The organism is Salipiger mucosus DSM 16094 (assembly GCF_000442255.1).
Classification (GTDB): domain Bacteria; phylum Pseudomonadota; class Alphaproteobacteria; order Rhodobacterales; family Rhodobacteraceae; genus Salipiger; species Salipiger mucosus.
On the sequence record NZ_KE557278.1, the window covers coordinates 164,330 to 187,198 of the forward strand.

At 67.3% G+C, this 22,869-nt stretch carries 26 protein-coding genes and 1 tRNA gene; 15 read left to right on the plus strand and 12 right to left on the minus strand.

Annotated elements, in window-relative coordinates; translation table 11 throughout:
* Positions 1–151: 151 nt before the first annotated feature.
* From SALMUC_RS16410 to SALMUC_RS16425, 4 genes are all read left to right on the plus strand, one after another.
* Complete coding sequence (locus SALMUC_RS16410; RefSeq protein WP_020038512.1) at positions 152–1,234, plus strand: hypothetical protein; 1,083 nt, start codon at positions 152–154, stop codon at positions 1,232–1,234.
* The gene (locus tag SALMUC_RS16415; protein ID WP_020038511.1) at positions 1,231–2,646 is read left to right on the plus strand and encodes a hypothetical protein; all 1,416 of its coding nucleotides are present in this window, start codon (positions 1,231–1,233) and stop codon (positions 2,644–2,646) included. The genes SALMUC_RS16410 and SALMUC_RS16415 overlap by 4 nt, the downstream gene beginning before the upstream one ends.
* An 80-nt stretch (positions 2,647–2,726) precedes the next feature.
* On the plus strand, positions 2,727–3,161 hold the full coding sequence (locus SALMUC_RS16420; protein WP_020038510.1) for a VOC family protein: 435 nt from the start codon (positions 2,727–2,729) through the stop codon (positions 3,159–3,161).
* Positions 3,155–3,859: a DUF1194 domain-containing protein gene (locus SALMUC_RS16425; protein WP_020038509.1), complete on the plus strand. Its 705-nt coding sequence runs from the start codon at positions 3,155–3,157 to the stop codon at positions 3,857–3,859. The genes SALMUC_RS16420 and SALMUC_RS16425 overlap by 7 nt, the downstream gene beginning before the upstream one ends.
* A 21-nt stretch (positions 3,860–3,880) precedes the next feature.
* Here SALMUC_RS16425 and SALMUC_RS16430 read toward each other — a convergent pair whose 3' ends face one another.
* The 3 genes from SALMUC_RS16430 to SALMUC_RS16440 form a co-directional block, all read right to left on the minus strand.
* Complete coding sequence (locus SALMUC_RS16430; RefSeq protein ID WP_020038508.1) at positions 3,881–4,378, minus strand: MarR family winged helix-turn-helix transcriptional regulator; 498 nt, start codon at positions 4,376–4,378, stop codon at positions 3,881–3,883.
* A 90-nt stretch (positions 4,379–4,468) separates the two neighbouring features.
* Positions 4,469–4,735, minus strand: a complete 267-nt coding sequence (locus tag SALMUC_RS16435; RefSeq protein ID WP_020038507.1) for an FAD assembly factor SdhE — start codon at positions 4,733–4,735, stop codon at positions 4,469–4,471.
* Complete coding sequence (locus SALMUC_RS16440) at positions 4,732–5,127, minus strand: helix-turn-helix domain-containing protein (protein ID WP_020038506.1); 396 nt, start codon at positions 5,125–5,127, stop codon at positions 4,732–4,734. Before SALMUC_RS16440 ends, SALMUC_RS16435 begins: the two co-directional genes overlap by 4 nt.
* 105 nt (positions 5,128–5,232) lie before the next feature.
* Here SALMUC_RS16440 and SALMUC_RS16445 point away from each other — a divergent pair, with 105 nt between their 5' ends.
* The 3 genes from SALMUC_RS16445 (at position 5,233) to SALMUC_RS16455 (ending at position 7,602) form a co-directional block, all read left to right on the plus strand.
* Complete coding sequence (locus SALMUC_RS16445; protein ID WP_020038505.1) at positions 5,233–6,435, plus strand: pyridoxal phosphate-dependent aminotransferase; 1,203 nt, start codon at positions 5,233–5,235, stop codon at positions 6,433–6,435.
* 130 nt (positions 6,436–6,565) lie between these two features.
* A complete protein-coding gene (locus SALMUC_RS16450) occupies positions 6,566–7,117 on the plus strand; it encodes a CHAP domain-containing protein (protein ID WP_020038504.1) in 552 nt (183 codons plus the stop codon).
* Between the two features lie 74 nt (positions 7,118–7,191).
* Entirely contained in the window at positions 7,192–7,602 is a 411-nt protein-coding gene (locus tag SALMUC_RS16455) for a hypothetical protein (RefSeq protein ID WP_020038503.1), read from the plus strand.
* On the opposite strand, the gene SALMUC_RS16460 is transcribed toward SALMUC_RS16455, so the two are convergent.
* On the minus strand, positions 7,580–8,212 hold the full coding sequence (locus tag SALMUC_RS16460) for a hypothetical protein (RefSeq protein ID WP_198014607.1): 633 nt from the start codon (positions 8,210–8,212) through the stop codon (positions 7,580–7,582). The genes SALMUC_RS16455 and SALMUC_RS16460 overlap by 23 nt on opposite strands.
* 261 nt (positions 8,213–8,473) lie before the next feature.
* Between SALMUC_RS16460 and SALMUC_RS16465 the strand changes: the two genes are divergently transcribed.
* Together SALMUC_RS16465 and SALMUC_RS16470 are read left to right on the plus strand one after the other, a co-directional pair.
* Positions 8,474–8,800, plus strand: a complete 327-nt coding sequence (locus SALMUC_RS16465; protein ID WP_020038501.1) for a hypothetical protein — start codon at positions 8,474–8,476, stop codon at positions 8,798–8,800.
* Positions 8,801–8,880: 80 nt separating this feature from the next.
* Positions 8,881–9,672 carry an inositol monophosphatase family protein gene (locus SALMUC_RS16470; protein ID WP_020038500.1) on the plus strand — a complete coding sequence of 264 codons (792 nt, stop codon included), beginning with the start codon at positions 8,881–8,883 and terminating at the stop codon, positions 9,670–9,672.
* Positions 9,673–9,681: 9 nt separating this feature from the next.
* Here SALMUC_RS16470 and SALMUC_RS16475 read toward each other — a convergent pair whose 3' ends face one another.
* From SALMUC_RS16475 to putA, 3 genes are all read right to left on the minus strand, one after another.
* Positions 9,682–10,050 carry a GFA family protein gene (locus SALMUC_RS16475; RefSeq protein ID WP_020038499.1) on the minus strand — a complete coding sequence of 123 codons (369 nt, stop codon included), beginning with the start codon at positions 10,048–10,050 and terminating at the stop codon, positions 9,682–9,684.
* A complete protein-coding gene (locus tag SALMUC_RS16480) occupies positions 10,035–10,811 on the minus strand; it encodes a rhomboid family intramembrane serine protease (protein ID WP_020038498.1) in 777 nt (258 codons plus the stop codon). Before SALMUC_RS16480 ends, SALMUC_RS16475 begins: the two co-directional genes overlap by 16 nt.
* Positions 10,812–10,912: 101 nt before the next feature.
* Positions 10,913–14,341, minus strand: coding sequence for a bifunctional proline dehydrogenase/L-glutamate gamma-semialdehyde dehydrogenase PutA (gene putA / locus SALMUC_RS16485; protein WP_020038497.1), 3,429 nt, complete (start codon positions 14,339–14,341; stop codon positions 10,913–10,915).
* A 105-nt stretch (positions 14,342–14,446) separates the two neighbouring features.
* Between putA and SALMUC_RS16490 the strand changes: the two genes are divergently transcribed.
* Both SALMUC_RS16490 and SALMUC_RS16495 read left to right on the plus strand, forming a co-directional pair.
* Positions 14,447–14,923 carry an Lrp/AsnC family transcriptional regulator gene (locus SALMUC_RS16490; protein ID WP_020038496.1) on the plus strand — a complete coding sequence of 159 codons (477 nt, stop codon included), beginning with the start codon at positions 14,447–14,449 and terminating at the stop codon, positions 14,921–14,923.
* Between the two features lie 60 nt (positions 14,924–14,983).
* Positions 14,984–15,069: transfer RNA gene (locus tag SALMUC_RS16495), tRNA-Leu, on the plus strand.
* A gap of 29 nt (positions 15,070–15,098) precedes the next feature.
* Here the strand turns inward: SALMUC_RS16495 and SALMUC_RS16500 are convergent.
* The gene (locus SALMUC_RS16500) at positions 15,099–16,346 is read right to left on the minus strand and encodes a calcium-binding protein (RefSeq protein ID WP_020038495.1); all 1,248 of its coding nucleotides are present in this window, start codon (positions 16,344–16,346) and stop codon (positions 15,099–15,101) included.
* Positions 16,347–16,636: 290 nt separating this feature from the next.
* Here SALMUC_RS16500 and SALMUC_RS16505 point away from each other — a divergent pair, with 290 nt between their 5' ends.
* Both SALMUC_RS16505 and SALMUC_RS16510 read left to right on the plus strand, forming a co-directional pair.
* A complete protein-coding gene (locus tag SALMUC_RS16505) occupies positions 16,637–17,233 on the plus strand; it encodes a hypothetical protein (protein WP_020038494.1) in 597 nt (198 codons plus the stop codon).
* An 89-nt stretch (positions 17,234–17,322) separates the two neighbouring features.
* A complete protein-coding gene (locus SALMUC_RS16510) occupies positions 17,323–17,634 on the plus strand; it encodes a DUF5665 domain-containing protein (protein WP_020038493.1) in 312 nt (103 codons plus the stop codon).
* A gap of 61 nt (positions 17,635–17,695) precedes the next feature.
* Here the strand turns inward: SALMUC_RS16510 and SALMUC_RS16515 are convergent, their stop codons facing one another.
* From SALMUC_RS16515 to fabA, 3 genes are all read right to left on the minus strand, one after another.
* On the minus strand, positions 17,696–18,487 hold the full coding sequence (locus tag SALMUC_RS16515; RefSeq protein ID WP_020038492.1) for an enoyl-ACP reductase FabI: 792 nt from the start codon (positions 18,485–18,487) through the stop codon (positions 17,696–17,698).
* Between the two features lie 22 nt (positions 18,488–18,509).
* Positions 18,510–19,739, minus strand: coding sequence for a beta-ketoacyl-ACP synthase I (gene fabB, locus SALMUC_RS16520; protein WP_020038491.1), 1,230 nt, complete (start codon positions 19,737–19,739; stop codon positions 18,510–18,512).
* A 169-nt stretch (positions 19,740–19,908) separates the two neighbouring features.
* Positions 19,909–20,418, minus strand: coding sequence for a bifunctional 3-hydroxydecanoyl-ACP dehydratase/trans-2-decenoyl-ACP isomerase (fabA, locus tag SALMUC_RS16525; RefSeq protein WP_020038490.1), 510 nt, complete (start codon positions 20,416–20,418; stop codon positions 19,909–19,911).
* 177 nt (positions 20,419–20,595) lie between these two features.
* On the opposite strand from fabA, the gene irrA reads away from it, so the two are divergent.
* Together irrA and SALMUC_RS16535 are read left to right on the plus strand one after the other, a co-directional pair.
* Positions 20,596–21,012, plus strand: coding sequence for an iron response transcriptional regulator IrrA (irrA, locus tag SALMUC_RS16530; RefSeq protein WP_020038489.1), 417 nt, complete (start codon positions 20,596–20,598; stop codon positions 21,010–21,012).
* A gap of 186 nt (positions 21,013–21,198) precedes the next feature.
* Positions 21,199–21,885, plus strand: coding sequence for an FAD-binding oxidoreductase (locus SALMUC_RS16535; protein ID WP_020038488.1), 687 nt, complete (start codon positions 21,199–21,201; stop codon positions 21,883–21,885).
* A 15-nt stretch (positions 21,886–21,900) separates the two neighbouring features.
* Here the strand turns inward: SALMUC_RS16535 and SALMUC_RS16540 are convergent, their stop codons facing one another.
* Positions 21,901–22,770: a hypothetical protein gene (locus SALMUC_RS16540; RefSeq protein WP_020038487.1), complete on the minus strand. Its 870-nt coding sequence runs from the start codon at positions 22,768–22,770 to the stop codon at positions 21,901–21,903.
* Positions 22,771–22,869 lie beyond the last annotated feature (99 nt).

Sequence of the window (22,869 nt, forward strand, 5' to 3'; positions counted from 1 at the left end):
CCATATCTGGCGGGAGCTCGGCGTTGAACCGCGATATGCGGTGGCGACGGATTTGCCTCACCGGCCGGCATTTTCCGCGGGCTCGATTGACTTTCAAGGCGGCTCCCGTAGCCTCACGTCAAAATACACGGGCAGGAACCGGGGCAGTACAATGTATCGTTATTTCATGATGCTCGCGCTTGCGGGTGTTCTTGCTGGCTGTTCGTCCGGCGGAGGAGGCGACAACCCGCTCTCCGAGGACGAGGAATGCGTCCGCGAGAACCCCTTGCAGGAGTGCGAGGAGGCCGAAGAGGAAGAGGAAGTCGTCGAGGAGGAGGAAGAGGGCGTGCCCGATGACCTCGCCGAAAGCCTCGCCAGTTTCAGGCTCTCCGAGGACAAGAGCACGATGTCGGTCAGCGTCGTTTCGGTCGACACCACACCGCTCGAGGCGACCTACCAGAGAAACACCGCGCTCGACGTGCGCAACGACGCAGGCGAGATCGCCTACCTCGCCTACTCGGTGCAGGAGGACCCGCTGGACCGCTTCTTCATGGCGCTCGGCAACCGCAGCGCCGACGGCTCGGTCGAGGCGACGGCCGTCGCCTCGGGCGGGCAGTTCGGCACCGTCTACCATGGCAGCGGCTACTCGCGCGACGGTGCCTATACTCCGCCGACCGTCGGCGATGGCCCGGGCGAGGGGCAGGTCAGCTATGCCGGGCGTTACGTCTCGATGCTGAGCCTCACCGGCCGCGACGACACCACGGCGGACGGCGACCCGGTCATCATCCTGCCGGTCGCGGATGGGACCCCCCTGGCGATCACGCCGTCGCAGCCCGCGGTGATCGAGGGGGTTATCTTCCTCAATGCCAACTTCGCCGAGGCGACCGTCGAAGGGATCATTTTCGATCGTGTGGCCGAGAACCCCTCGCCAAATCCCAACCTTCTGGACGACGATCCGAGCAACGACGACCAGATCCCGGAAGGCTACAACGCAACGCGCAGCTTCGAAGATGTCGACCTCTACGTCTCGGACATCGACGAGAACGGCGAATTCCTTGGCGAAGGCAGTGTGAACGATCAGAATGTCGGCAGCTACGGCGGCATCTTCGGCGGCGAGGATGCGGGACATGTCGCGGGCGTGACGAATTTCAACATCGAGAACAACTCGATCGAAGAAATCGGCGCTTTCGTCCTGACTCAGTGCGGCCTCGACGGAGATGACGCGGTTTGCGACCAGGCGGCGCCGTTCGAGTGATGCGCCGCACGGCGGCCTGTCTCGCCGCGGCGCTGCTCGCGGCGTTGCCGGTCGCGGAACCGGTGAGCGCCCAGACCGAGGCCGTGCAAGACGATCCGCCGGCGACGGCCGTCGAACTGACCCTGCCCCAGCTGCGTGCGCTTGCCGCCCGGGCGGTCCAGGCGGGGCGCTACGACGCGGCGCTGCAACTGGCCGGGCTGATGCTCGCGGCGGATGCCGAGGATAGCTACGCACATTTCGTCGTCGCGGAGGCCCATCTGCGGGGCGGCGATCCGCGTCTCGCGCGCGAGGCGGCGCATCTTTCCTACCGCCACGCCGACACCGACGTGCAGAAACACGAGGCAGCCCGCGCCGCGGCGGCCGCCAGTGCGCGCGAGGGGCGGTTCCTGCCCGCCCAGATCTGGATGCGCCGCGCGCTCTGGTCCTCGCCCGGCGAGGCGATGACGCAACGGGCCGCGAACGAGTTTCGTGCCCTGCGGCGCAAGGCGAGGCTGCGGATCGACGGAGGATTGACCGTCGCGCCCTCATCTAACGTGAACGGTGGATCCTCGGAACGTGTGAACACCATCGAGGGTCTGCCTCTCGTGGGCATCCTGTCACCGACCGCGCAGGCGCTGTCCGGTACCGTCGCACGCGCGGAGATGACGCTGCGCTACCGCCTCGCGCGCAACGAGAGGGCGCAGACCGAGCTGCGTGCGCATGGTGAGGTCAAGCGGGTCTGGCTGAGCGATGAGGCGCAGGACAAGGCGCCCTCGGCAGACAACGGGGACTTCGGATCCAGCCTGCTGGAAGCCGGGCTGATGCATCGCCGTAGTCTCGCCGAAAAGGGGCCGGTGCTTTCACTGGGGGTACATGGCGGGCGCAGCTGGGCCGCCGAGGCGCCGCGCTATGATTTCGGCCGGGTGAGCGCAGCAATGGTGCAGTCGCTGGGCGCGCGAACGGCGCTGACCATCGGCCACATGCGGCAGGAACAATACGACCTTGATGGCACGGCCGATAACGTGACCACGCAGGCTTGGTCGTTGGGCGTGATGCGGCGGCTTGCGCAGGGCAGTCGCCTGTCCCTGAACTACCAGGTCGCGGACAGCCAGTCCGAGAACGTAAACGCTGTGCGCCGGACCGAAGGTCTGCGCGCACGTTTCGACCTGGGCCGGCCCGTCGGTCCGGTAAAACTGGGGCTGTCGCTTTCGGCCTTCGACAGTCACTATCCCGATTACCGCGTGGTGTTGCCGGTGCCGGGGGGGCGCGAGGACAGGTTCTACGGCGCCGATCTCGACCTGACGCTGCATCGGTTCGATGTCGCGGGGTTCGTGCCGAAGGTGCGGCTGAGTGCCGAACGGAGCGAATCCAACGTCAGCCGGTTCGATACCGAGGAGTACTCGATCTCGGTCGGCATCGAGTCGCGGTTCTGAACGCTCGACAACCAGGCGGCGGCTGCTAGCCTCTTGGCGGACCGGAACGTCCCGGAATGACAATGACAAGGAGACCGCTCATGGGCATCCGCTACCTTCACACGATGGTCCGGGTGAAGGACCTGGACAAGTCGCTGGAATTCTACAAGCTGCTGGGCCTCAAGGAGCGCCGGCGCAGCGAGAACGAGAAGGGCCGCTTCACGCTGGTCTTCCTCTGCCCGCCCGAGCAGGACGACGGCACCGCCGACGTGGAATTGACCTACAACTGGGACGGAGACGAGGGACTGCCCTCGGATTCGCGCCATTTCGGCCATCTGGCCTACACGGTCCCCGACATCTACGAGATGTGCCAGACGCTCATGGACGCGGGGGTGACGATCAACCGGCCGCCGCGCGACGGGCACATGGCCTTTGTCCGCTCGCCCGACAACGTGTCGATCGAGCTGCTGCAGCAGGGCGACGCCAAGCCGCCGCAGGAGCCCTGGGCGAGCATGGAAAACACGGGCCATTGGTAAGAGGGCTGCGAGCCCTCGCGCTGGCCGCCGCGCTGGCGATCGGGGCGGCCGCGGCCGCCCCGGCCCAGGGCTGCCGGCTGGCGCTGTTGCTCGCGCTCGACGTCTCCTCCTCGGTCGACGATGCCGAATACAAGCTGCAGAAGGAGGGGCTCGCCGGGGCGCTGAGCGATCCCGACATCCGTGGCGCGATCCTCGACGGCAATGAGCGGGTGGCGCTGGCCGTCTACGAGTGGAGCGGCCGCCACCAGAGCGCCACCGTGCTGGACTGGACGCTGCTTGACGGGCCGACGGCCCTGGATGGTGCGGTCGCGCGTATTCTCTCGGCGCCGCGCAGCTATAATCGGTTTCCGACAGCGATGGGATTTGCGCTTGGCTATGGCGCCAACCTGCTGGAGCGCGCTCCGAGTTGTACGCGCAAGGTGATCGACGTTTCCGGCGACGGGATCACCAACGACGGGTTCCGACCGCAGCAGGCCTACGTGCATTTCCCCTTCGCGGACGTGGTGGTCAACGGGCTGGCCGTTCTGGGTTCGGACCCGCGCGTTGCCGACTACTACCGTGGCGAGGTGGCCCACGGGCCCGGCGCTTTCGTCGAGGTGGCCGAAGGATATGCCGATTTCCGGCGTGCCATGACGCTCAAGCTTTTCCGGGAGCTCAACGACATGGTCGTCGGTCGCCTGGGACCCGGCCTGCGCTGACCGCCTGCCACTCCGATGCGCCTAGTAGATGTAGCGGATCTGGTCTGTCCAGAACCGCTCGATCCGGCGCAGCGCGGTGTTGATGCTCTCCATCTCCTCGAGGTCGATGACCTTTCGCGACTCGATGCCCTCGGCATGGCGCTCGAAGAGGGTATCCACGAGGTCGCGGATCTCGCGCCCGCGGGCGGTAAGGCGGACCCGTACCGAGCGGCGGTCGATCTCGCAGCGCTGGTGGTGCATGTAACCCATGTCGACCAGCTTCTTGAGATTGTAGCTGACGTTCGAGCCCTGGTAGTAGCCGCGCGACTTCAGCTCGCCGGCGGTGACCTCGTTGTCGCCGATGTTGAACAGCAGCAGCGCCTGAACCGCGTTGATCTCGATGATGCCGACGCGCTCGAACTCGTCCTTGATCACGTCGAGCAGGAGACGGTGCAGCCGCTCGACCAACGCGAGCGTTTCGAGGTATCCGGCCATGACACCGTGACCCGGCTTTTTGCCCATGGAGGCATGAATGCTCATAACCGTCTCCGCCTGTTCTGTTTGGCGGCAGATTTGAGCGAAAAACACCAACAATCGGTTAAGTCTTGGCGGAGACCTGGAGAATGCGACCTAAGTCGGCCCCGTGCAGGCAGTGCGGGTGATATCCTCGACCAGCGGGCGCAGGGCGTCGGGCGCAGGCTTCTGTCCTGAAACCCACTGGTAGAGATCCTGGTCGTTCTCGTCGAGTAGGGCCTCGTAGCGGTCGAGCTCGTCCGGCGACATCTGCCCCAGCCGCGCATCGGCAAAGCGCATCAGGATGATGTCCATTTCCTTGATGCCCCGGCGCGACGAGCGCATCCGCAGGCGTTTCAGGCGATTTTCCGGGGTTTCTATCATGCGTCGTCCTGCAACAGCGTGCGCAGCTTCTTTTCCAGTCGTCCCAGCTTTTCGCCGGACTGCAGGATCTGCGTCTTGAGCGCGCGCACCTCGAGCAGCGTTTCGTTGATGTCGGCGGGCAGGGCGTCCTCGACCTCGTCGGGGCCGGCGATGCCGTCGCCCTCTCCGGTAAGCAGCCAGCGGATCGAGACGTTGAGCAGCCCGGCCACCATCTGCAGCTTGTTCGCGCGCGGCTCTGAGACGTCCTCTTCCCAGCCCTTGAGCGTCTTGAGCTTGATGCCGAGCCGCCGTGCGAGCTGTTCCTGCGTCATGCCGGCGGCCTCGCGGGCCGCGGCGACGCGGTCGCCGAAGGTGGCCGCCTCGGGGCCGTACCAGTCGCCTTGATCGTTCATGTCAGTCTCCTCCCGGCCGGGCGGCCGTGCTATGGCGCGAAGCCGCTTGAACGGGGTTCCGGCGCAGCCTAAGACAGCCTCGATCCCACTGCAAACGGTCTGCTCATGTCCTTCCTGTCCGACATCCTCGCCCGCGTGAAACCCTCGCCCACCGTGGCCGTGACGCAGCTTGCGGCCGAGCTCAGGGCGGCGGGCCGGGATGTCATCGGACTGGGTGCCGGCGAGCCCGACTTTGACACGCCGGACAACATCAAGGAGGCGGCAATTGCGGCCATCCATGCCGGAAAAACGAAGTACACTGCGCCCGACGGCATTCCCGAGTTGAAACAGGCCATCTGCGACAAGTTCGCGCGCGAGAACGGGCTGAGCTACCGGCCTTCGCAGATCAGTGTCAGCACCGGCGGCAAGCAGGTACTCTACAACGCCTTCATGGCGACGCTGAATCCCGGCGACGAGGTGGTGATTCCCGCACCCTACTGGGTGAGCTACCCCGACATGGTCAAGCTGGGGCAGGGCACGCCGGTCATCATCGAGGGGCAGGCCGACCTGGGCTACAAGATCACGCCCGACCAGCTCGAGGCGGCGATCACGCCGCGCACCAAGTGGTTCCTGTTCAACTCGCCGTCGAACCCGACCGGCGCCGGGTATTCCCGCGACGAGCTCAAGGCCCTGACGGACGTGCTGGTCCGGCACCCTCACGTCTGGGTCATGTCCGACGACATGTACGAACACCTCGCCTACGACGACTTCGAGTTCTGCACCCCCGCGCAGGTCGAGCCCGCGCTCTACGATCGCACGCTGACCGTCAACGGCGTCTCAAAGGCCTACGCCATGACCGGCTGGCGTATCGGCTACGCCGGCGGCCCCGAGCAACTGATCGCGGCCATGCGCAAGATCCAGTCGCAGAGCACCACGAACCCCTGCACGATCAGCCAGTGGGCCGCCGTCGAGGCGCTGAACGGGCCGCAGGATTTCCTCGCCACGCGGGCCGAGGCCTTTCGCCGGCGCCGCGACCTCGTGGTGGACCGCCTGAACGCGATCCCCGGCATCACCTGCCCGCGGCCGGAGGGGGCCTTCTACGTCTATCCCTCGATTGCGGGCTGCCTCGGCAAGACGACGGGTGCCGGCACCAGGATCGACACCGACGAGGATTTCGCGACCGCGCTGCTAGAAGAGCAGGGCGTGGCCGTGGTCTTCGGTGCGGCCTTCGGGCTCTCGCCGAATTTCCGTATCTCCTATGCCACCTCGGACGAGATGCTCGCCGAGGCCTGCGACCGCATCGCGGCCTTCTGCGCGGAACTGCGCTGAGCGATCGCGCATCGGCAGATTTTTGCCGATGCGCCCGCGGTGCGGATTGAGTTTTTTCCGAATTGGGCGAAAGTTTTTGGTCAATCGCGAGTCAATACGCGATCCATCGAGCACATCATCCGAGGGACCCATGAGCGTGACCAACGCCATTCCGTCGTCGCTGCGCAGCCTTCTTCTGGTCTGCGCTCTGGGCGGGCTGACCGCCGCCTGCAGCAGCACGCCGCGCCAGCCGACCATGCTGTCCGAAGTCGATCCGCAACGCCTGTCGGTCGCCCTGCGCGAAGTGCGCGAACTTCGTTCCGAGGGGCGGCGAGTCTGGTGCGTGCCCTTCGCGCGCAACGCGAGCGGGATCGAGATCCGCGGGAACGCCCACACCTGGTGGCACAAGGCCAAGGGCGAATACGCCCGGGGCGACACGCCGCAGCCGGGCGCGGTGATGTCCTTCGCGCCGACCGGCTCGATGCGGCTGGGGCATATCGCCGTCGTCGCGCGCGTGATCTCGCCGCGCGAGATCGAGGTCCATCACGCCAACTGGGAACGCAACGAGGTGTCGCTCGCGATGCCCGTGATCGACGTCTCCAGCCGGGGCGACTGGTCCGAGGTGCGCGTCAAGAGTCAGCCCACGGCCTTCGGCAGCGTCTACCCGGTCAACGGCTTCATCTATCCGGACTCCCGGGGCTGATTGCCGGCGCCGCTGGTGACAGCGGCGGTCGCCTGCTAGACAAGCCTCAAGGGCCGATACAGGGCGGGTGAAAGATGGCAGGCGAGCTTCCCGAGTATTACTTCCGCGTGCGCGACAACGGCGCGGCTGTCTTTCGCGTCGATGCCGAGAACCGCCAGCGCCGGATCGAGATGGACCAGATCGCGGTGGTTCACCTCAACCGTGACGAAATCCGGCCGCACGGAGATCGCGACCTCACGGAGGCAGACCTTGCCGCGATCCGCAGCTGGATGGCCGAACGCCGCGCGCTGCTCGAGCTGCGCACGATCGACGACATCCACCGCACGGTGGACCAGCTGAATACCACGGCCCAATGGGCGCAGTCGCGCGCCAGCGACGAGGAACTCGACGAGGTGACCGAGGCGCTGCTGCTCGCCATGCACGACCTGCGCGGCGTTCTCGTGCGCAAGAAGGCGGACCGCCTCAGCCAGGCGCCGCGAGGTTGAGGCGGATTCGCGCCCGCCCATACTGGAACCAGAACGTCGTCCAGCTTGCGAACCCGGCGAGCTTGAGCAGGTCCTCGGTGGCATAGGACGACTCGCCGAGCAGTTCAAAGTCCGCGACCACTGCCAATCCCATGAAGCACAGGGAAGGCCAGAGGCCGGCAGCGCCGCGCGGTCCGAGCTCGCGCAGTGTCAGGACCATGATGCAGGCGCCGACAATCGCATAGACGGCGACGATCGCGGCCTCGGGAACGCCCAGGACGTGCGGCAGGGCGCGTTCGTGCAGCATGAACTGGTCGTCCGTCGCCATGAACAGCGACAGGCTTGCGACCAGCAGTGGCAACATGCGACCGGAGCGCAGGGTCAGGGCGGTCTGCAAGGCGACCGCACCCGCAGCGACGAGCAGCGAGACCGTGAGCCAGGTCACGCCCCCGGCCATGGTTGGAAGGTCGAAAGCGGCTGCCGCGTCCCGGAGCACTTCCCCGGACGAGAGCCCCTGACTCTTTCCGATCTCGATCAGAATGCCCCCGAGTGCCGCACCGGCAATGCCGATCGCAGTCGAGATGAGGGCCGCGCGGGACGCGGATGTGTGGTGCGGAGCAGGGGGTTTCATGGCAGCGCTCAAAAAGGGTTCAAGGCGCCCGATTGTTACATTTCCGTCATGGTTTCAATGGCCGGCGACGATTCGCAACGGAACGTGATGTGAGATGATGAGGCGAATTGGCTGGCATACGTGTGCAATTTGGACGATTTTGGGGTAATTGTTCCCGGTTTGGCAGGATTGCATCTTCGGTCCGGCGATCGCGTTGACGAAGAGGGGCGCGCTGGTAACGTCCAAGAGACGAGTATTTGTCATTTTCCGGGATCAGATAGCATGCGCACATCCGTTTTCTTTGGAGCCCTCGCGGCCCTGACCGTTTCCGCGTCCGGCGCACTTGCCTGGAACGATGCCTATACCGGCGATGCCACCGCCGACCCGTCGCGTCAGCCGCTGGTCCAGGCTTACCCGGCGGCGAACTACTGCCCGGCGGGCAAGCAGCCGGTGATCCTCGGCGGCGTGATCTGCTGCGGCGTGCCCAACGCCGGCACCTACTACAACCCTGTCTCCGTGCGCAAAGCGGCACCGCGGCCGGCACCGGCCACCAGCTACATGCCGCGCCCCTATGCCCCGGTGGGTGAAAAGGGCGTCGCCTACGACTGACACTGCGCCCGCTCGGGCCTTGGCAATCGCGAACGGGCCGCGTATACGCGCGGCCTGAACCAGTTCCGAGGGCCAAGACCATGCAGGGCAGTGCCAATATCAACATCATGATCAAGGCGGCGCGCAAGGCGGGTCGCTCGCTGGTCAAGGACTTCCGCGAGGTCGAGAACCTGCAGGTCTCGATGAAGGGGGCGGGCGACTTCGTGTCCCGCGCCGACATCGCGTCCGAGAAGATCCTCAAGGAAGAGCTGATGGACGCCCGGCCGAACTACGGCTGGCTGGGCGAGGAAAGCGGTGGCGAGGACGGCAAGGACCCGACGCGCCGCTGGATCGTCGATCCGCTCGACGGCACGACGAACTTTCTGCACGGCCTGCCGCACTGGGCGGTCTCGATCGCACTCGAGCACAAGGGCGAGATCGTCGCGGGCGTGGTCTTCGACCCCGCCAAGGACGAGATGTTCTACGCCGAGAAGGGCGCCGGCGCCTGGCTGAACGACTCGCGCCGCCTGCGCGTCTCGGGCCGCACGCGGATGGTCGAGGCGGTCTTTGCCACCGGCATCCCCTACGCCGCCAAGAACACGCTTCCCGCGACCCTGCGCGACCTCGGCCGCCTGATGCCGGAATGCGCCGGCGTGCGCCGCTTCGGCGCGGCCTCGCTGGACCTCGCCTACGTGGCCGCGGGCCGCTACGAGGGTTACTGGGAACGCGAGCTGAACATCTGGGACATCGCGGCCGGCGCGCTCATCGTGCGCGAGGCCGGCGCGCTGGTCGACGGCGTGCGCGAGGGGCAGGATCCGCTCGAGAGCGGCTCGATCCTCTGCGCGAACAACGGCATCTTCGACAGCTTCGCCAAGGTCATCCGCCAGGGCTGAGCCAGCGCCTCAGCGGTCGGAGGGATGGTTCACGCCGTCGTTCCAGGGGATCGGCTCGTGTTCGGCCGGGTTCACACCCTCGATCGCGCCCATGTTCACACCGTATTCGTTCGGGTTCGACCGGCGGCGGTGGTACATGTAGATGCCGCAAACCGTACAGAAGTAATGCCGAGCCGTGCCGGTGCCGAACTGGTAAAGTGTCAGGCTGTCGGCGCCCCGAAGCACCTCTACCCCGCCCAGCGGCGCCGAGACGGCGGGCACCGCGCGCCGCCGGCAATAGGAACAGTCGCAGCGCCGCGCGGTCTTCAGCCCGTCCGTCAGCTGAACCCCCAGCTCCACCGCGCCGCAGTGGCAGGTGGCCTTTACCGTCTCGACCATGGGCCCGAACCTCTCTTGCGGCGCCCGCCCGCGCGGGGGACATGCGTGCGTCCCCGGACGTAGCGCGCCTCGGGGTGGGGCGGGTGCCCGTGCGTGCGGTTCCAGAAGGCCGGACCGCCGCGCTTCAGCCAGAGCGGCACGGTCAGCGCCATGCCTGCGATGAAGCCGCCAGCATGTGCCCAGTAGGCGACGCCGGCCTCGCCGGGGCCCGAACCGAAGCCGCCGAAGAGCTGGAGCGCGAACCAGACCGCAAGCATGATCCAGGCCGGCACCGGCAGGACCTTGAAGATGATGACCAGGATGATGAGGATGTCGATCCGCGCCTTCGGGAAGAGCAGCAGGTAGCCGCCCATGACGCCCGCGATGGCGCCCGAGGCGCCCACCGTCGGCACCGGCGAGAAGGGCGCCATGGCGTAGTGCGTGACCCCCGCGAGCAGCCCGCAAGCCAGGTAGAAGCCGAGAAAGCGCAGATGGCCCATCTCATCCTCGATGTTGTCGCCGAAGATGAAGAGGAACAGCATGTTCCCCGCGAGATGCGCGAGCCCGCCATGCAGGAACATCGAGGTGACGAAGCCCGGCAACCCGGCGCCCTCGGAGACAAGCGCGGGGATCAGCGCAAAATCGACGAAGAAGGCGTTTAGCGCGCGGGGCTGCTGGAACAGCGACCAGTAGCTCAGGAAGATCGCGATGTTCGCCACGATCAGCCCGTAGGTGACATAGGGCGTGCGGCCCGAGGGATTGTGATCGCGGATCGGAAACATCACGCGCAGAGTGGCGCGATTTGCGGGGGCGTCAAGGGCAGACGCCCTTCGGCGGACCGGGCGCTCCGGGCCGGGCGTGTGCCGGGCCCGGAGCATGACGCTTACATGTTGCCGCTCAGCAGCGCGGCGTTGCCGCCCGAGGCCGTGGTGTCGATGCAGACGTGCCGCTCGGCCCGGGCGTGGCCGGTGTCGGGCGTTCCGGTGACCAGCGCCACGATGGGCCCGTCACGCCGCGCCAGCGCCTTGCGGCAGGCGCGGGCGGTTTCCGCGTCGCCCCACCAGAGCGCCGCCGAAAAGCCCTCGAGCGAGGTCAGCGCCTCGGGCGCCACGGTCCCCTGCGCGACCACGGCCTCGCCCCCCAACTCGCGGATCGCCTTGGCCTGAGCCTCGGCGGCTTCCTTGCCGGGCCCGAGGCACAGCACCGGCGGACGGGCCAGCGTGGTGTACTGGTTGGCCTCGCCGGTCGGGCCGGGCAGGGCCTCGGTCGCGGTCTGAGGCGCCTTGGCCGCGCCCTTCAGGGCCTTCTGCAGGCGGTCGGCGCTGTCCTGGCTGTCCCAGCCGCCGCCCGAGGAAGGCGCCGCGTGCTGGCGGAAGCGGTCGAGGTAGAGCGGCCCGCCGGCCTTGGGGCCGGTGCCCGAGAGCCCCTCGCCGCCGAAGGGCTGGCTGCCCACGATGGCGCCGATCTGGTTGCGGTTGACGTAGACGTTGCCCGCCTCGATCCGTTCCGAGACATGCTGCACGCGGTCGTCGATCCGCGTCTGCAGGCCGAAGGTCAGCCCGTAGCCCGTGGCGTTGATCGTGTCGATCACGCGGTCCAGCTGGTCGGCCTTGAAGGTCGCGATATGAAGCACGGGGCCGAAGATCTCGCGCTCCATCGCCTCGATGCCATTCACGCGGATGAGCGTGGGGGGGACGAAGTGGCCCGTCTGCGGCACGTCGATCTGGTGCACGACGCGGCCGTCCTTGCGCGCCGCCTCGATGTAGTCGGTGATGCCCGCCTTCGCCTCGGCGTCGATCACCGGGCCGAGATCCGTCGAAAGGTCCCAGGGTGCGCCGGGGCTCAGGGCGTCCATGGCGCCAGTCAGCATCTCGGTGAAGCTCTCGACGATGTCCTCCTGCACGTAGAGGCAGCGCAGCGCCGAGCAGCGCTGGCCGGCGGACTGGAACGAGGACTCGAGGATCGCTTTCACCGCCTGCTCGGGCAGGGCGGTGCTGTCGACGATCATCGCGTTGAGACCGCCGGTCTCGGCGATGAAGGGCGTGCCGGGCGCGAGGTTCTCGGCGATGCTCTTGTGGATGATCTGGGCCGTGTCGGTCGAGCCGGTGAAGGCCACGCCACCCACCTGCGGATTCGAGGTCAGCGCCGCGCCGACGTCGCCCGCGCCGGGCAGAAGCTGCAGCGCCGTCTCGGGGACGCCCGCCTGGTGCAGCAGCTGCGCCGCGCGATGCGCCAGCAGGGGCGTCTGCTCGGCGGGTTTCGCGAGAACCGCGTTGCCCGCGGCCAGCGCCGCCGTCATCTGCCCGGTGAAGATCGCCAGCGGGAAGTTCCAGGGCGAGATGCAGGCGAAGAGGCCCACTGCAGGCGCGCCCTCGGCTCGGGCCGCGTAGTAGCGCAGGAAGTCGACCGCCTCGCGGATCTCGGCCACCGCATCCAGCAGGCTCTTGCCCGCTTCGCGGTGCAGGATCGCGAAGAGCTCGCCGAAGTTCGCCTCGTAGAGGTCGGCGGCGCGGGTCAGCGCCTCGGCCCGCACTTCGGGCGGGGCATCCCAGGGCTGTGCGGCCTGCGCCGCCGCCGCGACCGTCTCGGGCGAGGCCCAGGTCACATGGCCAACGACGTCAGAGGGATCGGCGGGGTTCACCACGGGCTCTTCCGCGCCCACCGGCGCCTCGCAGGCGACCAGCGGCGCCGCTTTCCACGTCGCGGTGCGGAAGGGATCGCGCGCCGCGTCGATCATCGCCAGCGTCGGACGGTGCGCGAGGTCGAAGCCCTTGGAATTGCGCCGCTCCGGCAGGAAGAGCTCGTGCCCGCGCTTGAGCGGCTTGGGCGTGCCGGTCTCGAAAGGATCGGCCGCCACGGTCTCGGGCGGCACCTCCTCGTCGACGATCTGGTTCACGAAGGACGAGTTCGCCCCGTTCTCGAGCAGGCGCCGCACGAGGTAGGCCAGCAGGTCGCGGTGCGCGCCCACCGGTGCGTAGATGCGGCAGCGGGTGCCTTCCTTGTCCTTGACCAGTTCGTGCAGCGTCTCGCCCATGCCGTGCAAACGCTGGAACTCGAAGCTGTCGCGATCCTCGGCCATGTAGAGCACGGCCTCGACGGTATGCGCGTTGTGCGTTGCGAACTGCGGGTAGATCCGGTCGGTCATGTTCAGCAGCTTGCGGGCGTTCGCGATGTAGGAGATGTCGCTGTGCGTCTTCGAGGTGAAGACCGGGAAGCCCTCGAGCCCCGCGACCTGCGCGCGCTTGATCTCGGTGTCCCAGTAGGCGCCCTTGACCAGACGCACGGTGAAACGCCGGTCGTAGCGCTCCGCCAGCGCGTAAAGCCAGTCGAGCACCATCGACGCCCGCTGTCCGAAGGCCTGAACCACCACGCCGAAGCCGTGCCAGCCGGCGAGGCTCTCCGAAGCCACCGCCCGTTCGATCACGTCCAGCGAGAGCGAGAGCCGGTCGGCTTCCTCGGCGTCGATGTTGAGCCCGATGTTCAGCTTGGCGGCCTGCTCGCAGAGCTGGAGCAGGCGCGGCGTCAGGATCTCGAGCACGTCGGCGCGCTGCGCCTCCTCGTAGCGCGGGTAGAGCGCCGAGAGCTTGACCGAGATGCCGGGGTTGTCGCGGATGTCGCCCTTGGTCGCGGCCTTGCCGATGGCGGCGATGGCATTCGAGTAGGACTCGAGGTAGCGCAGCGCGTCCTCCTCGGTGCGCGCGGCCTCGCCCAGCATGTCGTAGCTGTAGGTGTAGCCCTTGGCCTCCTGCCTCGCGCCGCGCTTCATGGCGCCCTGGATGGTTTCGCCCAGCACGAACTGCGCGCCCATCTCGCGCATCGCGCGGCCCACGGCGGTGCGGATCACCGGCTCGCCCAGCCGCTTTACGGCGTTGCGCAGGTGGCCGGCGGGGCCGGGGCGGCGCTGGGGGTCAAGCACCTTGCCGGTCAGCATCAGCGCCCAGGTCGAGGCGTTGACCAGCGGCGAGGCCGAGCGGCCCATGTGCTTGCCCCAGTCCGACGGTGCGATCTTGTCCTCGATCAGCGCGTCGATGGTCTCGGCGTCGGGCACGCGCAGCAGCGCTTCGGCGAGGCACATCAGCGCGATGCCCTCGTCGGTCGAAAGGCCGTACTCGGCCAGGAAGACCTCCATCAGCCCCGGACTGGTCGAGCCGCGGATGTCGCGCACGAGCTTGGCCGCGTTCCCGCAGATCGCCGCGCGATCCTCGGGCGAGAGCGCCGCCATCTCGCACAGCCGCGCGACGGTGGCCGTCTCCTCGGCGTACATGGCGGTGTCGATCTCTTCGCGGATATCGGGGCGGGTGTCTTTTGGCATGGTATCCTCCAGGCGTTTGCCCTAGCTTAAGGGGTAGCTGTCGGGCCTTTCGACCTAACTGAGCCGCAATCGCGGTCGATCCGACCGAAACAACGGGGCTTCGCGATGCAAAGCGAATACGAGGACTTCGACCGGTTCGATCGGGCGATTCTAACCACGCTCGCCACCGATGGGCGCATCTCCATTACAGAATTGGCAAGGCGGATCGGTTTGTCAAAGAGCCCGACCCAGGCGCGGCTCCGAAGGCTCGAGGATCTTGGCGTCATCCGGGGGTATCGCGCGATTCTCGACCCCATCCGCCTCGGTCTTGATCACGTGGCCTTCGTCGAGGTCCGGATGACGGATACGCGGGAAAGTTCGCTCGAGGCGTTCAACGCCGCCGTGGCCGCGATTCCCGAGATCGAGCAGGTGCACCTGATCGCGGGGAACTTCGACTACCTGATGAAGGTGCGCACCGCCGACATGCGCAGCTACCGGCGCGTGTTGGCCGAGAAGATCTCGACCCTGCCGCATGTTTCGACCACTTCGACCTATGTCGCCATGCAGGCGGTCAAGGAGGACGGACTCGCCGACGTCACCTGACCCGGCGGATGTGTTCAAACCCTTTCCAAGCGCGCCGTTTTCCGCCAGACAGGGCGCCGGGCCCGCGTGGTGGAATGGTAGACACAGGGGACTTAAAATCCCTAGGCCGGAAGGCCGTGCCGGTTCGAGTCCGGCCGCGGGTACCAGCCCTGGCACCCACAGCCGTCCCGGCGCGTCAGATCAGGAAATCGTCGGCGGTCAGGTCCAGGGTGCCGAGCAGCGCGATCTCGAAATCGGCTGCGCCGTCGCCGTCGAAATCCGCCTGCACGATGGTCATGCCAAGCTCCTGCCGGTAACCGAGCTGGCCCGCCTCGGTGAAGGCGGCGTCGCCAATCCACTCGAAGGCTTGCTTGAAACCCTGCGTCGTGTCGGCGTCGAACCGACTCAACTCGATGCGGTCCTCGCCGGCCACGAAATCGGTGATGATGTCGCGTTCGTTCGCGCCGGCGGGCGATTCCTCGGGTTGGAAATAGATGAACCGGTCGCGGCGGTCGTCGCTTGCGTCGCTGGTGCTGTTTCCGCCGGTCATGATGTCGGCGCCGAGGTTGCCATAGAGCGCGTCCGCCCCGTCGTTGCCGCTGATCAAGTCGTCGCCCGCGCGACCGTAAAGCCGGTCCGACACGCCGCCGCCCACCAGCACGTTGTCGCCGCTGTCGCCGCGCAGGTTGTCGGCGTAGGCGCCGCCGACGACGTATTCGATGCTCTCGTAGGTGTCGCCCTGGACGAAGCCCGCGTCGAAGAACTTCAGGAAGCCCGCGCCGGTCAGGTCGGACTGCAGGTCGACCAGGACGCGCCCCGGAGCATTGGCATAATCGGCCACGTCGGTGCCAGCCCCGCCATCGTAGGCGTTCGCGCCCGAGCCGCCGATCAGCACGTCGTCGCCGCTACCGCCGAAGAGGTCGTCGTCGCCCGGGCCGCCTTCGATCGCGTCGCTGCCCCCGGCGCCGCGAATGGTGTCGTTGCCCGCGTAGCCCAGCATCAGGTCGCCGTCCGAGGTCCCGTCGAGCACATCGGCGCCCGAGGTGCCCGCGATGGCGTTGCCGGGCAGGAGCGCGCCGGACCCGAGGTTTTGCTGCGAGGTGTCGTTGGCCCAGTCGACGATGGCGGAGCCGGTCGCGCCGCCGACCGCGTTCTCTTCCTCGAAGACGATCAGAAAATCGGTGTTGCCCGAGACTGTCGGCTCGTCTCCGAAGACGTGGCCGGTATTGCCGTCGAAGCTCCCGCTGCCGAGAAAGTAACCGGTCGCATCGCTGACTCCGCCGGCATCCAGCACACGTTGGTTGTCCGTTGCGATCAGAACGGCGTCGCCCGGGTCGATGGCTCCGTCATCGATGGTTGCGCTGATCGTGCCGGGGATCCTCGAACTGGACAGCACCCCGCGGCCGATGCCGATCGCCGCCTCGAAATCGAATGTGGTCGCCATACCGAAACTCCTCTGAAAAACTCTTTCTCGCGATCGGTCGTGATCGCCGTGTTCAAATACGCCATGTGACTGTTGTCAGCCGCCGCCGTGGCGGGGCAGTTCCACTGCCTGCCGATCGCTTGCGGACCTGTCAAGGCCGCGCCGGGCGGGCCGTGGCGTGTCTCGTCGTCTACGCGCATCGGGGCTCGTGGTCTGCGGCGCGCCGCCCGGGGCCGCGCCTCGCGCATTGCCCCGCAACAGGCGAGCGGCCATTCTGGCCGCGTTCCGCCCGATCAAGGAGCCCGCCGACCATGACGTCCCGCATCGATACGATCCTGAGCCGCATCGACGCCCTGCACGAGGAACTGGAAGACGAGATCTCGCGCCGCAGGATCGCCTTTCGCTACCGACTGGAACACGACCGCGTCCGCTTCGAGGCCGAGGCGCTGCAATGGCAGCGCCAGTTCCGCGTGCGGCTGCGCAGTTTCCTCGCGCGGGCCCGGCCGCTCACCATCGTCACGGCGCCGGTGATCTACGCGCTGATCGTGCCCTTCGCGCTGCTCGATCTCTGCGTGACGATCTATCACGCGATCTGCTTCCCGGCCTATGGCATCCCCAAGGTGCGGCGCCGCGATCACATCCGCATCGACCGCCACCACCTGGCCTATCTCAATGCGGTGCAGAAGCTGAACTGCGTCTACTGCGGTTACATCAACGGGCTGATTTCCTACGTCCGCGAGATCGCCTCGCGGACCGAGGCCTTCTGGTGCCCGATCAAGCATGCAGCCCATGTCGCGCGGCCACACGACCGCTACGCGCAGTTCCTCGACTACGGCGATGCCGAGGGGTTCCAGGACGGGCTCAAAGCCTCGCGCCGCGCGGTCACGCGGCGCGATCCGCCGGACTAGCGGCCTTGCGTCAGGTGCTCGCGCAGGGGTCGCGGCCGTGCTATCGGCCGGGTATCCTGTCCAGTATCGTACGAGAGACCGTTGTCCAGATGACCACACAGATCAGACCGACCGAGGCCGCCACGCCGGCGCTGTCGACCGAGGATCGCGCCGCCATGACGCGGCTGGCCGATGCCCTCGAGACGCTCAACGCGCAGAAGGTGCTGCGCATCAACGCCTCGAAGGGACGGATGATGTGGTTCCAGTTCCTGCGCGGCGCGGCCTTCGGGCTGGGCTCGTTCCTGGGCGCCTCGGTCGGCGTGTCGCTGCTGATCACGCTGCTGGCGCAGGTCGAGTTCGTGCCGATCCTCGGCGATTTCGCCGGTCAGATCATCCAGCAGATCGACACCGATACCGAGTGAGCCTGGCGAAGCGCCCGGACCCCGCCCGCCGGGCGGGGCAGGGGCCGTGCAGTTCCGGTCGTCAGAGGTTCTCGTACTGCGGCATGCCCAGCACGTGGAAGCCGCCGTCGACGTGCACGATCTCGCCCGTCGTGCAGGCGCCCGCGTCCGAGACCAGCCAGACCGCCGTCCCGCCGACCGCCTCGAGCGTGGCGTTGGCGCGCAGCGGCGCGTTCATGTCGGTGTGCTTGTAGGTCTTGCGCGCCCCGCCGATGGCTGCGCCCGCCAGCGTCTTCATGGGGCCCGGCGAGATGGCGTTCACGCGGATGCCCTCGGGGCCGAGGTCGTTCGCGAGGTAGCGCGTCGTCGATTCCAGCGCCGCCTTGGCCACGCCCATGACGTTGTAGTTCGGCACAACGTGCTGCGAGCCCTGGTAGGTCAGCGTCAGCATCGTGCCGCCGTTCTCGGACATCAGCGGATAGGCCCGGCGGGCGACGTCGATGAACGAGTAGCAGGAGATGTCCATCGAGTTCTTGAAGTTGGTCCGGCTGGTGTTCATGAACCGGCCCTGCAGCTCGGACTTGTCCGAGAAGGCGATGGCATGGACCACGAAGTCGATGGTCGGCCAGCGCGCTGAAATCGCCTCGAAGGCCGCGTCGAGCGAGGCATCGTCGGTCACGTCCACGTCGACCATCAGGTCGCTGCCCACGCTCTCCGCCAGCGGGGCCAGCCGCTTGCCAAAGCCCTCGCCCTGGTAGGTGAAGGCCAGCTCGGCCCCCGCCGCGTGCAGCGCCTGCGCGATTCCCCAGGCGATCGACCGCTCGTTCGCGACCCCCATCACCAGCCCGCGCTTGCCCTCGAGTTGCTTGCCCATGTCCGTCCGTTCCGTCCTGTGCCTATGCGTCGAAGCGGCTGATCAGCATGGAGCCGTTGGTGCCGCCGAAGCCGAAGGAATTGGTCATCACCGTGTCGAGCCCCGCGTTCTCCTTGAGCTCGGTGGCGATCTCTTCGGGCTTCAGGGCCGGGTCGAGGGTCTCCACGTTGATCGAGGGGATGATGAAATCGTGCTTGAGCGCGAGCAGCGCATAGATGGCTTCCTGCGCGCCGGTGGCACCCTGGCTGTGGCCGGTCATCGACTTGGTCGAGCTGACGGGCGGCGTGCTGCCGTCGCCGAAGACACGGCGGACCGCCTCGATCTCGCCCACGTCGCCCACCGGCGTCGAGGTGCCGTGCGCGTTGATGTAGCCGACCTCGCGGCCCTCGGGCAGGGTCGAGAGCGCGAGCCGCATGGCACGTTCGCCGCCTTCTCCCGAGGGGGCGACCATGTCGTGCCCGTCGGAGGTGGCGGCATAGCCCGTGACCTCGCCATAGATCGTGGCGCCGCGGGCCTTGGCGTGCTCGAGTTCCTCGAGCACCAGCATGCCGCCGCCGCCCGAGATGACGAAGCCGTCACGATCCGCGTCGAAGGCGCGCGAGGCGCGGTCGGGCGTGTCGTTGAACTTGGTGCTGAGCGCGCCCATGGCGTCGAAGAGGCAGGACAGCGTCCAGTCGAGCTCCTCGCCGCCGCCGGCGAACATCACGTCCTGCTTGCCCATCATGATCTGCTCGGCGGCGTTGCCGATGCAGTGCAGCGAGGTCGAGCAGGCCGAGGTGATCGAATAGTTGATTCCCTTGATCGCGAAGGCGGTCGAGAGGTTCGCCGAGATGGTCGAGCACATGGCTTTGGGCACGGCGAAGGGACCGACGCGCTTGGTGCCGCCTGTCTTGAGCACGGTCTGGTGCGCGGTCAGCAGGGCGCTGGTCGAAGGACCGCCCGAGCCCGCCACGAGGCCGGTGCGCGGGTTCGAGATGTCGCTCTCCTCGAGCCCGCTGTCGGCGATGGCCTGCTGCATGGCGATATGCGCATAGGCGGCGCCCGGCCCCATGAAGCGCAGGGTGCGCTTGTCGACGTGTTCCTTCACGTCGATGTCCACGTCTCCGGCGATCTGGCTGCGGAAGCCGTGTTCCTTCATCTGCTCGTTGGCGGTGATGCCCGAGCGGCCGGCCTTGAGCGAGGCCAGCACCTCTTCTGCGTTGTTTCCGATGGACGAGACGATGCCCAGTCCCGTGACGACGACGCGGCGCATGAGGCCTCCCTTGATCTGTCGGGGGTCTGTCTATGGCAATGGGGGCGGCGGGCGCAAGGTGGGGCGTGCCCTGGGGCGCCGAAGACCGCGTGCGATCATGCGGCGCCGGCCCCTCTCGCCGGACCCCGGCCGCGCGTTTGCGCCGCGCGGGCCGGGGGCCAGCTCAGGGTCAGGTCTCGCTGAGAGCGACCTTCATGTCCTTGACCTGGTAGATGACCTCGCCGTCGGCCTCGACGATGCCATCGGCCACGCCCATGGTCAGGCGGCGCGTCTGGACGGCCTTGGTGAAGTCGACCTTGTAGGTCAGCATCTTGCGGTCGGGACGCACCATGCCGGTGAGCTTCACCTCGCCCACGCCGAGCGCGTAGCCGCGGCCCTGCCAGCCGCGCCAGCCCAGGTTGAAGCCGGTGAGCTGCCACAGACCGTCGAGCCCGAGGCAGCCGGGCATGATCGGGTTGCCGGGAAAGTGGCATTCGAAGAACCACAGGTCCGGCGTGATGTCGAACTCGGCCAGGACGTGGCCCTTGCCGTGCGCGCCGCCATCTGCCGAAATGTCGGTGATGCGGTCCATCATCAGCATCGGCGGTTCGGGCAGCTGCGCGTTGCCCGGGCCGAAGAGCTCGCCGCGGGCGCATTTCAGCAGGTCGTCCTTGCCGAAGCTGGTGGGATAGTCGGCCATGCGTGAGGAACCCCTCGTTCCTGGTTTCCGGATCGTCGCCCCCTCTAGCACCGCGCCCGCGCGCCTTGCAAGCCTGCGACAGGGCCGCGCGCGGAGGCCCTGGCCCCGCATTTTCGTTTGTAATCCATGGGGTCGGCCCCCTATATATACCGGAACCGAGCAAGGAGCCCGAAGGCAATGAACGCGGAAGCGATCGAGCGGGGAACGGAGTGGCTGGGCCAGGCGGGGCTGCGGCCGACACGTCAGCGCGTGGCGCTGGCGGCACTGCTCGTGGGCGATGGTCAGAACCGCCACGTCACCGCCGAAAGCCTCTTCGCCGCCGTCAAGGACAAGGGCGAAAGCGTATCGCTGGCCACCGTCTACAACACGCTGCGCGCCTTCTGCGACGCGGGCCTCATGCAGGAGGTCACTGTGGACGGCACGCGCAGCTATTTCGACACCAATACCCACGACCACCCGCACTTTTTCTGGGAAGACGACGGCCACCTGACCGATGCGCCGGCCTCGGAACTGGTGATCGCCAAGCTGCCCGAGGCGCCCGAGGGGGCCGAGATCTCGGCCGTGGACGTGGTGATCCGCCTGCGCCAGAAGTGATCCTGCGGCGCCCGGCCAAGGGCCGGGCACGGGTTTCTGGGGTTGAGGGGCGCTGCCCCTCTTCGCGCCTGGGGCGCGAATTCACCCTGGCGTATTTTCCGGAAAGATGAAGGCACGGGCAGCGCGGGGCGGGAACCTCGGGTATGAGCCGGACGTTTTGCGGTGAATTCGCAAACGGAGGTCACAATGACCCAGACGCTGACGCTGAAAAGCATCGAACCCGTCACGCATGACACCCATCATCTCGTCTTCGACAAGCCCGAGGGATTTTCCTTCGAGCCCGGCCAGGCCGTCGACATGGCCCTGGATCGCGACGGCTGGCGCGAGGAGAAGCGGCCTTTCACCTTCACCTCGCTGCCGGACGAGCGCGAGCTGGCCTTCGTGATCAAGTCCTATCCCGAAGGCTCCGACGGGCACGAAGGGGTGACCGACCGGATCGGGAAGCTGACGCCCGGCGACACGGTGCTGGTCGATGAGCCCTGGGGCGCGATCCACGACGCGGGCGACGGCGTCTTCATCGCCGGCGGTGCCGGGATCACGCCCTTCATTGCCATCCTGCGCGACAAGCTGCGCCGCAACGGGACGCTGGAGGGCAACACGCTGGTGTTCTCGAACAAGACCGAGGCGGACATCATCCTGCGGGACACCTTCCACGAGATGTCGGGTCTCAAGCCGGTCTTCGTGGTGACCGACGAGCCGGAAAGCCGTCTGCACCGCGGCAAGATCGACGAGGCGCTGCTTGGCGAGCATGTCACGCCGGGTCGGGACAAGTGCTATGTCTGCGGGCCGGACCCGATGATCGAGGCGATGGAGGCGGCGCTGCGCAAGCTCGGCGTGGCCGACGACGACATCATCACCGAGGAGTTCGACTGAGGCGGGCGCCTCGCCTCAGAACCACTGCCCCGGTTCCATGAGGCCAAGATCGAGCAGCTGGCGCGAATGCCATTCGAAGGGCGTCGAATTGTGCCAGCGGAAGGTCGGGATGTCGAAGCTGGAGCCGGGGTTGCGCTTGAGCGCCTTGGCCGTGCGAAATGAGGCCAGCGCCGCCGTCAGGTTGTTGTGCCAGGGGCAGGCGTAGGTGTTGTATTCCTCGTCGTTGAAGGTGTGGTCCGGCCGCAGGTGCAGGCCGGGCTTCGCGCGGAAGAGGGCGATGCGGTCGATCTTGCGCCGGTCGGGCGGCACGTGTTCTTCGTGCCGCCACCGCAGTCCTCCGAAAAAATCGAGTTGCCGCTCCTTGGGATGGTTGTGGTTGGCCGGGTCGGGCCGGGCCAGCGCGTAGTAGCCGGACCGGTCGATCCAGGCATCGTCCAGCGACACCGCGTCAGGGTGGCGGTCGAGGTCTCCGGCGTAGAGGTCTACCACGTAGGTGAGCATGGCATCGCGCCGTTCCTCGGCGTGGAAGGCCAGCAATTCGGGGACCGAGCGCGTTTCGCAGAACGGATAGAAGAGGTACTCGGCGTTGTAACCGTAGAACATCCAGGTGCCGGGCGCTGCCGCGATCGCGGCGTTGACGGCGCGCGGCACGGCGCCCTCGGCGCTCGGATCGTAGGTGACGCGGTGCACGGTCTCGGCGACGTCGGGGGCCAGCGACAGGTGCGCGGGCATGAAGGCCGCGACCGTGCGGAAGCCCGACTGCAGATGATGCCGGAGCGTCGTGTCGACCTCGACCTCATCCTCGCAGAAGACCAGAGCCACCGGGCCCCGGGAGAGGGCGCCGCGTGCGTCTTTCAGGAAGGCCTCGAGCGAGGGATGATGCATCGTCTGTCTCCGGGGCGGCCGCCGGGCGGGACCGGTGCAAGGATTCGGTGAAAATCTCGTGCATTGCAAGGCAGGGGCGGAATGCGCTATGCGCGCGCT